Here is a 10,749-nt window from a genome sequence, read left to right as displayed (position 1 = left end):
GAAGCACCGCCTCAGGAAGGCCTCGAAGGCATAGCCTCGCTCATGGGCCCGCAGCGACTCGACCCGCACGAGTTCGTCGCGCAACTCGGCGAGCAGACGCCAATCGAACGCCGGTCGCGGCGGCGCCCCGCCTGCGTTTGTCTCCTGTCCGTCCAGACGGGCCAGAAGCCCTAGATACCGCCCCTCGGCATTCTGTACTGGATCTCTGTGGCCGGTGCGCGCCAGGTGTTCGGCACGATGCTCCCAAAGGGCTTGGAGGGCTCGGACCGCCGTGGCGTCGTCGACCTTTTGAAGGAAGCAGCGCAGTCGCTTGCCTTTCGAGCCGCCGTGCTCAGCATAAATCGGATCGTCGATGTCAACGTCCAACTCAGATGCGAAGAATTCCGAGAAACTCGAATCCGAAAACCCCAGTACGTAACCACGCCCGCGAACGAAGTCGACGAGGTCATCGATCAGGCGCAGGTCGATAGATCGTAGTGAGCTAATGGCCTTTCCTCCCCAGCGGATCGCCTTTTACTACTTGTTCGTTGCTTCTTCGAGCGCCGCGATTGTCGCAAGTATCTCGTCGAACGGTGGCGGCCTGTCATCGAACATCATGGGGGCCATTGCCCTGTAGTCGGCGCGGAGGTCCTTGATTCGGTTCTTGTCCGGCAACAGCCGTAGCGTGCCGGGACGAGCGGTGTCGTAACTAGCCCAGCCGGATCGAAAAAAGGTGGCCTTGTGCTTGGCGACCTGCGCGAGAAGCTCGAAATCGGCGGCGGCGGCCTTGCCTTCGTCCGTAGCAAGCAGCATGGCGAGATCGTAATAGTGCCGCGAAAAATATTGTGGGGTAGGAGAGTCGGCAGGGCGATGGGCCTCCGCATGCAATGCCGTCGCCTTCTCCCAGAAGGTGCGGCGGGCCGAGAGAACAACGGCGGTTGTGTCGGGGTCCTCGAAGAAGCCGGGATAGTCGTCCGCCGCATAGGGCCGGATCACCCGTTTCTCTGTCGGCCAGGGGTCTCCGCGGGCGCCGAGTTCGAGTTTCACCCGTGGGGTGATGTAATCCATGCCCTCGTATTCGGCTGCGGGGAGAGCAGTGGGATAGTGGAAGTTCACCGTCTGCGGGTCAGCGGCAGCGATTTCCAGCGACCACTCGCCTCTCGCCGGCTCGCCGAGTTGCTCGACGATCGCTGATCGAAGAGCCGGAAGCAGCTTCTCGGCAATATGCTGCTCGACATCGCTCACAAGGGCTTCAATGAGTTTGTTCGCCTGATTCTTGCTGATGCCTTCTTTTTCCGGATCGCGGTCACCGGTGTAGCCGAGATCCGCGCGGTCGAAAGAGAGATCGATATCTTCGGAAAACCGGCGGATGGCGCCAAACGCCTTGGAGAGGGAGGTGCCACCTTTAAAGACAAGGGTGGCAGCATCTTTCTCCTGCAGTCCGAAAAGCCGCTTCAAGGTCCAGCAGACCCAGAAGTCCTTTTCGATGATCGTATTGGCGACTCCTCGGCCAGCGCCCGTTTCGCCAAACAGAGCTGCCCGATCGCCGGCTGGAAGAAGAGCGACCTTATCCATCGATCTCACCCGACGTTGCGTTGGCGATCGACACGAGCGTCGGCCGCATCCAGGCAGGGGCTTGGACCGCAGTGGACGCGAGCGTCTTCTTGTCGCTGGCCGACAGACGACGTGCCGCGACCTGCGCAACGTCGCGGGCACGTACCGCCCCCACGTGACGGAGGGCCTGAACGACTGTGCCAGCAGCGCTCCCCGGAGCGATCAGATGCTTGGGCGAGGCGTGACGCAGATCGACCACGCGCTTGCCCAGTACGACGCGGCGGGAGGGACCATCAGTCAGATACGTGCTCTTTGCCGGAACTTGCGTTGAAAGACCGAGCGCGTTCGCTGCCCGCGCACCCGCAATCTGTACGTGGGATCCAGTCTCACGCGCCAATGCCTGCGCGACATCGTCGGGGATCGGCGAAAGCGGGCCAAGCTGCGGATGGATCTTGGGGAAGTCGTATAGTCCTCGCGCCAAGCGCCGGAGCTTGCCACCCCTGGCTAGACGGGAAAGCGCTTGGTCGACTGCCGCTCGCGCGGCGATGTCCAGGAAATCACTGGGCGTGAAAACGCCGCCGCGGCCGCCAGCGCGGGCGCGCCTCATGATTTGATCCGGAACCGATGCGGCAGCATTGCTCATATGTCAGAAAATATAGCAACTTTTTCTGACATTCAAGCGCGGAGTTGCTCAAAGCTCATGTTATGCGTCTTACTGGAGGCACCGTTGCAGGGCAGCTAGTTAACCACGGAACTCTGTAGCGCGGCAGGCATGGGTGCCTCTTCAGCTGGCGACCCTTCACAAATGTTGGTACGGCAAAATATTGCAAAACCCTGACGGCTGCGTTACGCCGGTGGAGGAGGGGCCTGTAGCTCAATGGTTAGAGCCGTCGGCTCATAACCGATTGGTTGCAGGTTCGAGTCCTGCCGGGCCCACCAAAATCTTTCTGCTCGCCAGAACCTCTGAACTTTCGCGACAATATTTGTTGGGGCGCGGCTGAACGGAAATAGCACTTGCTGGGGTGACCCAATGGCCTCCCTTAGCATTTCATATAAGGAGCCCTTCGACTCCAATCAGGCGAACACGAACAGGCGACTGGCTTCCTTTCGAACGTCATGCACGATCTTCAGATTAGGGAAGAGTTCAAAATCGAGGCCCGCTGTGCCGAGTGCATCTGAAACGAAACGAGATCTGCGTCCGCTCGCCCCGGGATCGGCTTGGAATTCTCTCGGGCGTATGGAAATCCCTCACTGACCAGGGCCTTGAGTGATGCCCACGAAACCGCGTCATTGTTGCGCTCGTAGTCAACCCACTGCTCTTCCTCCAGCGCGGTAGCTAGAGGCTTGCCATATACTTGCTCAGTTCGCGCGAGGGTGACCTGATAGTTCCGGATGATATTTGACAACCTCACCTGGGCGCGCTGGTCAGCATGCTGGATCGAGGCCTTCAACACGTCCATTGTTTCCGAGCGGCAGGTCTTCACGCCTTCCACTTGTGCCATGTTCGGAATCAAATCGCTTCCGTCATAATTGCGACGGATATTGTGATCGCAAACCTCAACCAGATCATGCAAAGCCATCGGTAATAACGAATTCGCTGCCACCAACGCCGCTTCGCGGTCACGGTTCTCTCGCTCCCTGATGTCTCTGACCTGATGGGAAACTCCCAGAAGTGCAATCAGAGCGGCCAGTGCGGTGGCGGCGATGGTGAGGATTGTATTGAAGTAGCTCCGAAATGCTTCGTCATTCTTCGTAATGTCGATGAGCCAGAAGACGACGAGGAAAAACTCGGAAGCTAGAAAGACGCCAAGAACGACGCCATTCAACGAGCACAACGACGCATAACGTTTCCAGAAAGATTGCACAGACTAAATCTCGAGTTTCGAGTCACTAAGAGAATTGCCCCAGAACGCCTGGTAGCGCGGTCCATGGGATTCTGGTTGCTGCCCTTTCTCGGGGCTGTCAATGAGCACTGGCAGCGGAGCCGGTAACTCCGGCCCGACGATGATCGCCTCTCCCTGGGCGAGCGAGGGAATGAAAGCAGCCGCGTCGCGATCCAGATCGCCGCATGCACGCTCGATCGTCTCGCGGTCACGGTCGTTGGTCAGGCGATGCACGAAAAGCGTGCCGAGCTGGCTCAGGACGTCGGTCGGAACGTCTCTCGGTCGTTGCGTGGCTATGGTTGTCGTCAGCCCGTACTTTCGGCCTTCTTTCGCAATTAGACCGAAGGCATCGAGCGTCACATGGTTGGTATCGTCGCCGATGGATCGACCAATGAACTGGTGGGCTTCGTCAAGGAAACAGACCAGCGGGCACCTTTGAAAAACGTTCTGCCGAGCAAGGCCGAGCAGGTAGCGGCCGAGTGTGTTCAACAGCAGCTCGCGCGTGCTGTATTTGAAGCTGACATGCTCGAAGGAAAGAACGAGTGCACTCCGATTTGGATCGGCGATGAATTTCTTAATTTCCTCACATATGTCGGTGCCGTCGTCAGAGAAAAGGCATCGCATTTCCGGCGAAGACAAATAGTTTTCGATGCGCACGTTCAAGGAATTGCAGTTGCCCAAGGCAAAATCGTCGTAGGTGCCGTACTTTCCCATTTCATCAGGCGTATGCTGCTTGATACATTCCTCTTTGATCTGATCAGATAAGAGGCGTATCTCGAAGTCGCACAAATGAGAGTCCAACTCGCTGGTCAACTCGATAACAGCCACAGACAGCGCATTTCGGCTATTTCCTGCTTTTTTAACGACGCCCTTACGTCGAACCTCGACGTACCCCCTATCTCCAATTTGATAGCGCTCATTCGCGCCATCTAAAGTTTGCACATATCTATGCGGTGTCTTACGAAGGGCTGTGACCAGACGCAGGCTCTTGATTGCGCTGCGAAGGTTGGGGCCTTGGCTTTGGACCGACGGCGTCAACAGGGCGTACAGGTCGATCTCCGAAAGCTGCTGATATGGAAACCTCGCCAGAGGCTGTTTGTCATTCGGCTTCGAGAACGAAAACTCGGTCGCGCCCGAAACCTTGCCAGCGAACTCGCCCGTGGGATCGAAAAGGATACACTTTCCTCCAAGGCGGACTGTTTCATTCAGAAGCTTTGACAACGTCCAGCTCTTCCCGCCCCCGGTTGCTCCGAATATTCCGCAGTGCCGCCCGAACAACTTTTCCGGCGGCATCGCAATTGTGGCGTTCGCAATGCCGGACAATTTGCCGAGATTCACCAGAAGGCGCTCATCCTTTCCCGGCTCGATTTCTCCTTGAAGCGCTTCTCGAATGGCAGCCGCGAGTGCTCCGCCATCTGCCAGATAGACCCCGTCGCCGACGCGCGGCTTGACGTTGATCCCACGCGTGACCTTGTGGGTTGCCTTGTTGACGGTCGCAAGAAGCTGGGCACGGCCTTGTGGTTCGGCGCTTGCATCAACTTCCATCTGTCGTTCCAGTCCAGGACGTTGGCGGTCGGGGATGAAGACATCTGTTATCCGACCGAGGATCGTCTCCTGATCGCAATCGACGAACACGAAGTCCCCGGTTGCGCCTCTTGCCAAGCCTCGTTGCCCACTGGCGGCCAGCGCTTTCGGGATGGTCAGCTCAATCGAAGACGCACTCACCCTCGTCACGGTGCCGACGCGCTTGTCAGGATCGATCAACGCGATTACTGGATCGGTCATACTGCGGCGTCCCTGATTTGATCGAGGCGCATCTGGAGGCGTTGCCGATCTGACTCGCCCGTGATCGCGGGAATTGCATCGACCAAGTCCTCGAACCTGCCATTTAGCAAGGTCACTCGCGGATCGCCTTCTGCGACCAGGCGAGCCATCCGATTTTGATATTTCCTTGTCGGTAGCCCGACGTCGAGGAGGTGGTCGGGTGCGGGATACGCGTCCAGCTTCACCGCCGGGATGAAAGACGGATCGACCAAAATGAGACGGAGGCTGAGGTTTGACTCCAGAGCTGACCAGATGGGAGCGCTGATATGATCATCAGCGAAGCCAAAACCGGCTATCAAAAGTGCGGTATCTGGTTCACGAAGCGCAGCTTGAAATGCCGCGAACATGTCGAGGTACGGAATTTCGAAAGCTTCCTGATATTTGGTCGATCTTGGATAGATCAGCACCGGTTTCAGGGCCGGATCGCTGGCGCGAGAACGGATGACTACGCCGTCGCCTCGGCGTCGCCAGTCAATCGAGCCGTGAAGCTTGTAAAGGTGAAAGACGCCATCGATGTAGTCAGCCTTCGTACCGGACGGCTGCCGCCTTACAACATCATGCTGGAAATGGTCGCGGTTGAAACGTTGTTCGGCACTATGTGAGAACCCATCGACGAGCACGACGCTAAGGCGAGATGCAGCCTCTTCGACGCAAAGATCGTAGTTCGTCGTAAACACCTTGACGCGTGGCTTATCTACGGCGCGTTTCGCGAATTTCTGAATTAACCCCCTGTGCGCGGGCAGATCGGTTGCTTGATCAACAAAATTGACCTTCTCAAGGATCGCACCTTCGGCTTTCTCGATGAAAATCTTCAATTTTCTGATCGGCCCGTCGGGATCGGTTTTTTCAACCTCCTTGGCTTTAACCTCCATCAATTCGAGCTTCATCTTGCAGAGGCTAAGGAGATTTTCGATGTCGCCTGGTTGCCGCTCACCATCTTTTTCTGGCGGTAGGGTGCCTATGACATCGAGGACAATGCTCTCGAATCTCGAATCATCGATTAAGTCTTCCTTGCAGACGTTTTCTCTGGCAGCTTGCCAAAGGTCGCCCATGCTTGGAGCTCGCCGCAGATCAGCGTTTTTCACGCAAAAGGAAGCACCTGACCCAAGGAGCGTCAAAACGTTGGTTGCGTGGACGGCCTGCGTCAGAACCTCGTTGACGCGTCCCTTTGCGCCAGCGATCCTTTTGCTGCTGGGATTGTCTGGATCAGCTTCCTGATCCTCCCACGCGAGCCATTTTCCTTCGCGTGTCAAAAGTCGCAGATTTTCTGCAGCGCTCGGCTTGCCTGTCCAAAAGTCGCTCAAGCTTGCCTCCCGACTCGCAGATCAACATATAGTTGCGGAAGAACTATTAGGGCTTTGGATTTAAAGCAACACCAATGCTTTGGCGGACTGTGGACGCCGTGTTGGAATCACACCAGCAGCCGTATTCGGTCCGAGAAATAGATGCTGCAGACCACAAAACCACAAAGAGTATCCTTGTGAGCTAGGTCAACTCCCGGTGCGGAAGACATTGGCGTGCTTTGAATGGGGTAAATGAGTGGGTAACCAGCCTACATGGGCAGGAGTGTTGAAATCCGCACAAGATACTCGATGGCTACCACCTGAACCTGGCACAGCATGACCATGCACTCGCTACTGAGAGCGGCCGACGGATGGATCCAAGGGCTCAGAGAGAATTAGTTCATAAAATCAATAACCTAATCGCATAAGTTCTATTATGGAACTCCGGCGTCTCGGCACGAGCTTTCCGCCCGCCGAAATCGGAGGCATAGGTGCAAATCTGCACGTTGCACGTCCGCGAAAAATAATGCGGGATCGCTCCGTTCATCAAACAAGAGGACGGACAATGATGCCAGACGAAGACGTCGACGATTTGCCGGATAACGACCCCGACCTTCTGGAAAACACCGCTTTGCCCAAGCCAGTCATTGAAAGAACGCCTCTGTTCCTGCGGCAAGAGCGCAGGTCGGGCACCAATCCCACCTGCCTTTCCCGGCTTCTCCGGCGCGTTAATTATATTCATCTTGAGCGTGGGGCTCAGATTTGTGAGGGGGGTCTTCAAGGCAGCCGAGCGACCGACGCAGCCTCTTTTGTTTTGTGGTTTCAGGTGCAGGTGGCCGGCGATCCACTTGAGCCATCGGCCACAAATTATGCGAATTGTGTTGGGCCGATTCCAAGTCGAGTTCACCCGGTTTTCTGTCACGGTGATCAAGCCCAAGCGCATGGCATCTCGAATCGCGTAGCGCGCCGTCGTGCAGCCGACGCCAGCGCGCGCGGCGATCTCGGGCAAGGACATATTGGAACTCCCCTTTTCGAGCATGGCGCGCGCAATGACCGACAGTACGGCGAGCTTGCTGACCGTGAAGAGCGCTGCGATCGAGGACGGGATGACGCATTCCTTGGCGAGCGCCCTTCGTCGCGTCCACGATGCTGATCTTTTCTCTGCCGGGATCGCGGCGCGACGATGATGGTGTCGCGCGCGCGGTGTTCTGTCACGATTCGCGGTCGTTCCTTGGGAAGGCATGTTGGTTCGTATTGCCTTGCGCTGGTGTTCGATGATGGCCGCGAGATACTCCATCTCGTCGTCACCAATCAGCCCCTCGCCGTTCAGGACCCAGGCGGCCTTGGCACATGCGTCTATCTCTTGCAGGGTTCGCACGTCGAGCAGACGCGCCAATAGGTTCGGCCCGTAGACCGTTCGGGTCGTGGCAAGCATGATCTCTCCTAATCTAGAACGTCCGGGAGAAATCGGAGCGCAAGAACACACGTATCCGTGGCAAGAAATCCCTTGCAGCGGCCTCATCGATGTGCGAAAAAATCGGAGGCTATAACACTTTCACGCACATGTGTGTGTCCTTGGACCCGTCTCCCCGAGGCGGGTTTTATTTTGTCTAGGGCATGGGACCTCCATGGCTCGCTCGCGAATAAGCGAGTCACAAGATTTATTATAATTTTTTGAGCGAACAAGCATAAACGCGATTATGTTGCTTTTCACTCGTGTAGAGGTTGTGCGATATTGGTCATGGCGGACTCGGTTCCGCCTTGTCCGCTTTCCCCTTCAAAAACGCTCCAGCGCCGCCTTAGGCGCGCATAGGGACAGAGCGAAACCATCACCTTCGACGCTGAACATGCAATGACGGTGCAAGGAAAGGATCACCGCAAATGGCCATTGAGACTCTCGCTGAGCTCGTCAAAATGCTCGCGGACGAACTTCAACGCAGCGGGACCGAGCCTCGTGAATTCGCGGAAATATCAGGCGTTGAAGAAGACCGGCTGGAACTCATGCAAACGGAGGCCTGGGGCGATCTGACGCTTGTGGAAATCACAGCCATTTCAGAGGCCTTGAAGGTCGACTTCTCTCAAGCCTTGTTCATTGCGGGCTCAAGAGCAGGATGACCGGATGATCGAACCTGCCCGCCCACAGGCCGCTGCGGCTTTCCCTTGCCGCCAGCTCGGCGACTGCATAGGCCGTTGACACCGGCGTTCCGGAGGGCAGCGTTGCAGCGAAGGCTGCACCGGAAGAGATGAGTGCGGTTCCAACGTCGATCGTAGCGCCGTCGATGTCACCCGCGCAGATGACGAAGGTTGCCCTGTCCTTCGTTGTTCCGATCGGCTGACATCCGATCGTGCCGGTGGAAAACAGTGCCGCGAGAGACGCGACCGAACGTAGCCCGCAATCGTCTTGCCTCCCCTCGGGTGAGCGATACGGGGTGCCGCGAATGCAGGACTGAACGCCGAACAGCCTGTATTTCCGGCCTTTGTGGCTCCAGGTATCGCCGGTTTCGAACGTGACATCCGACGGAAACGGGATGGTCGCCTCTTGCGCGAAAGCCTGCGACGCCAAAACCACCGCGAAGAGTGTCGCCAGCTTACTGTGCATTCTGAAACCCCATTGATTGCGACAGTGCCTGCGTTCCCTCGAGATCGGGTCGCCGGGATTGACCGTCCGCTGTGCGCTCAATCGCGGCTAGGCCAAGAAAGACCATGCTGTCATCGTCATTGACAATGCGGAACGGCTCGCCTTGCCCGCCGACCAGGGCGAAGCAGGAGGATGGAAGCGGTTGGTCATCCTCGGGTCGAAGCACCAGGGTCTTGCAGAGGATGACGCTGGCGCGCTCGTTGTAGATCGTTCCGGCATAATCACGGGCTGCGTCGAGGCAGGCCCACATCTGCTGCCTGTTATAGATGACCTTCTCGGTCGGGCAGCCCGTGAGCCCGCGCAGGCGGATCTTCCGGCCGGCGATCGTTCGATCGGTTGCACTGTCGATGGAAACCTTGGCGCTCAGCTTATCGACGCTACGCTTCACCAGCCGGCCATTGGCATCGAAGCGCTCAAGCACGAAGACTTGTCCGTCGTCCTCTGCGAACTGACGCAGATAGTTCGCAGCTGGCTCCCTGTAAGGTCGGGCGCTGTCGTCCGAAGCATGCGCCGCGTATCCTGAAAAAATGATTGCCGCGGTCAAGATAACTGTACGTTGTCCAAACATTGACGCTCCAAAACCACTTCCCGATTGACACATGAGTCCCATCAGAATTACTTATATTTTATTGTGCGTCGCGGCAACCGGGGCCTGAAATGAAAACTGCTCTGCTTTTCCTTGCAATTTCCGTATCGCCCACGGCTGCGTCTGCCTGCGCGACGGCCGACACCGCGACCATCCTTGCGATGGTCAAAACCATCGCCACCGAAGAGCAGCTCGATCCCGCTCTCGCACTCGCTGTGGTTGATGTCGAAAGCGCCGGCGGCCGGCACCAGGTCTCGGACGCCGGCGCCGTCGGCATCATGCAGCTGATGCCGGAAACTGCGTCCGATTACGGCGTGACGGACCGCTGCGATGCGCAATCGAACATCCGCGCCGGCGTCCGTTACCTGAAGAAACTCTATGGTGAGTTCGACGATCCGCTGTTGATGCTGGCCGCCTACAATGCCGGTCCGGAACGGGTCTACCAAAAGGGCGGCATTCCCGAGTTCAACGAAACCGCAAAGTACATCGTCAAGGTGATGAACCGATGGACGCTCAATGCCAAGGCATTGGCGGCCGAGGAAGGACGCGGTGGCGACCACAATCCTCGCAAACAAACGATCGCACTGGCGCCCTCCCCCTGGCGCGATGAACACGTCTGGAGCGCCGAATAGGCCGGCCGTCATCTCAAACTTCCCCCCAACACAAGGACTTCCGCATGACCCTTCTTTCCATTGCATCACGTTCACATCGCAAGGCCACGGTGTCACTGGCGGTCTTGGCAACCGGCCTGGCGCTTGCTCCGGACTTCGCGTATGCCCAGTCCGCCGCTCCGGTCGAGGGGATCCTCGACTGGTTCGTCGGCGTCCTGCAGGGCAACGTCGCGCGCTCGCTGGCGATCATCGCCGTCTGCTTCCTCGGCTTTCTGTTTCTGACCGGCCGCATGGCCTGGCAGGGCGCGATCTCCATCGTCATCGGCATTGCCATCATCTTCGGCGCGGCCGAACTGGTCGACGCCATGAAGTCGTCGGCGGGGCTTGGGAG

11 protein-coding genes and 1 tRNA gene are annotated in these 10,749 nt (G+C 57.6%); 4 read left to right on the top strand and 8 right to left on the bottom strand.

The features are described from left to right. Nucleotides 1-516: 516 nt before the first annotated feature. Complete coding sequence (locus tag N181_RS26680) at nt 517-1,554, bottom strand: nucleotidyl transferase AbiEii/AbiGii toxin family protein (RefSeq protein ID WP_060564015.1); 1,038 nt, start codon at nt 1,552-1,554, stop codon at nt 517-519. Further along, on the bottom strand, nt 1,547-2,140 hold the full coding sequence (locus N181_RS26675; protein ID WP_042778365.1) for a DUF6088 family protein: 594 nt from the start codon (nt 2,138-2,140) through the stop codon (nt 1,547-1,549). The genes N181_RS26680 and N181_RS26675 overlap by 8 nt, the downstream gene beginning before the upstream one ends. Nucleotides 2,141-2,396: 256 nt before the next feature. Here N181_RS26675 and N181_RS26670 point away from each other — a divergent pair. Beyond that, nucleotides 2,397-2,472 (top strand) — tRNA-Ile (locus tag N181_RS26670). Between the two features lie 188 nt (nt 2,473-2,660). Here N181_RS26670 and N181_RS26665 read toward each other — a convergent pair. The 4 genes from N181_RS26665 to N181_RS26650 all read right to left on the bottom strand — a co-directional run bounded on the left by N181_RS26665 (nt 2,661) and on the right by N181_RS26650 (nt 7,958). Continuing rightward, nucleotides 2,661-3,398 carry a hypothetical protein gene (locus N181_RS26665; protein WP_141322335.1) on the bottom strand — a complete coding sequence of 246 codons (738 nt, stop codon included), beginning with the start codon at nt 3,396-3,398 and terminating at the stop codon, nt 2,661-2,663. 3 nt (nt 3,399-3,401) lie between these two features. Continuing rightward, nucleotides 3,402-5,201 (bottom strand): ATP-binding protein, encoded by a 1,800-nt coding sequence (locus tag N181_RS26660; protein WP_042778337.1) that lies wholly within the window; start codon nt 5,199-5,201, stop codon nt 3,402-3,404. Next, complete coding sequence (locus tag N181_RS26655; protein ID WP_042778338.1) at nt 5,198-6,544, bottom strand: SIR2 family protein; 1,347 nt, start codon at nt 6,542-6,544, stop codon at nt 5,198-5,200. Before N181_RS26655 ends, N181_RS26660 begins: the two co-directional genes overlap by 4 nt. A 379-nt stretch (nt 6,545-6,923) precedes the next feature. Then, on the bottom strand, nt 6,924-7,958 hold the full coding sequence (locus N181_RS26650) for a hypothetical protein (RefSeq protein WP_042778339.1): 1,035 nt from the start codon (nt 7,956-7,958) through the stop codon (nt 6,924-6,926). 446 nt (nt 7,959-8,404) lie between these two features. Between N181_RS26650 and N181_RS26645 the strand changes: the two genes are divergently transcribed. Further along, nucleotides 8,405-8,638, top strand: coding sequence for a hypothetical protein (locus N181_RS26645; RefSeq protein WP_042778341.1), 234 nt, complete (start codon nt 8,405-8,407; stop codon nt 8,636-8,638). Here the strand turns inward: N181_RS26645 and N181_RS26640 are convergent. Together N181_RS26640 and N181_RS26635 are read right to left on the bottom strand one after the other, a co-directional pair. Then, complete coding sequence (locus N181_RS26640; protein ID WP_051000144.1) at nt 8,613-9,122, bottom strand: thermonuclease family protein; 510 nt, start codon at nt 9,120-9,122, stop codon at nt 8,613-8,615. The genes N181_RS26645 and N181_RS26640 overlap by 26 nt on opposite strands. After that, the gene (locus N181_RS26635) at nt 9,112-9,582 is read right to left on the bottom strand and encodes a hypothetical protein (RefSeq protein ID WP_155621628.1); all 471 of its coding nucleotides are present in this window, start codon (nt 9,580-9,582) and stop codon (nt 9,112-9,114) included. The genes N181_RS26640 and N181_RS26635 overlap by 11 nt, the downstream gene beginning before the upstream one ends. A gap of 236 nt (nt 9,583-9,818) precedes the next feature. Here N181_RS26635 and N181_RS26630 point away from each other — a divergent pair, with 236 nt between their 5' ends. Further along, nucleotides 9,819-10,379: a lytic transglycosylase domain-containing protein gene (locus N181_RS26630; protein ID WP_051000145.1), complete on the top strand. Its 561-nt coding sequence runs from the start codon at nt 9,819-9,821 to the stop codon at nt 10,377-10,379. A gap of 44 nt (nt 10,380-10,423) precedes the next feature. Beyond that, the coding region (locus tag N181_RS26625) for a TrbC/VirB2 family type IV secretion system protein (protein WP_060564013.1) at nt 10,424-10,749 on the top strand (326 nt) is incomplete at its 3' end.

The organism is Sinorhizobium fredii USDA 205 (genome assembly GCF_001461695.1).
GTDB classification, from domain to species: Bacteria; Pseudomonadota; Alphaproteobacteria; order Rhizobiales; family Rhizobiaceae; genus Sinorhizobium; species Sinorhizobium fredii.
This window is presented reverse-complemented; position numbering and strand designations above follow the sequence as displayed.

Excerpts from the sequence above, each read along its gene's own strand:
- N181_RS26680 (WP_060564015.1), bottom strand. The coding sequence starts at position 1,554 with ATGGATAAGGTCGCTCTTCTTCCAGCCGGCGATCGGGCAGCTCTGTTT.
- N181_RS26675 (WP_042778365.1), bottom strand. The coding sequence starts at position 2,140 with ATGAGGCGCGCCCGCGCTGGCGGCCGCGGCGGCGTTTTCACGCCCAGT.
- N181_RS26660 (WP_042778337.1), bottom strand. The coding sequence starts at position 5,201 with ATGACCGATCCAGTAATCGCGTTGATCGATCCTGACAAGCGCGTCGGC.
- N181_RS26650 (WP_042778339.1), bottom strand. The coding sequence starts at position 7,958 with ATGCTTGCCACGACCCGAACGGTCTACGGGCCGAACCTATTGGCGCGT.
- N181_RS26645 (WP_042778341.1), top strand. The coding sequence starts at position 8,405 with ATGGCCATTGAGACTCTCGCTGAGCTCGTCAAAATGCTCGCGGACGAA.
- N181_RS26640 (WP_051000144.1), bottom strand. The coding sequence starts at position 9,122 with ATGCACAGTAAGCTGGCGACACTCTTCGCGGTGGTTTTGGCGTCGCAG.
- N181_RS26630 (WP_051000145.1), top strand. The coding sequence starts at position 9,819 with ATGAAAACTGCTCTGCTTTTCCTTGCAATTTCCGTATCGCCCACGGCT.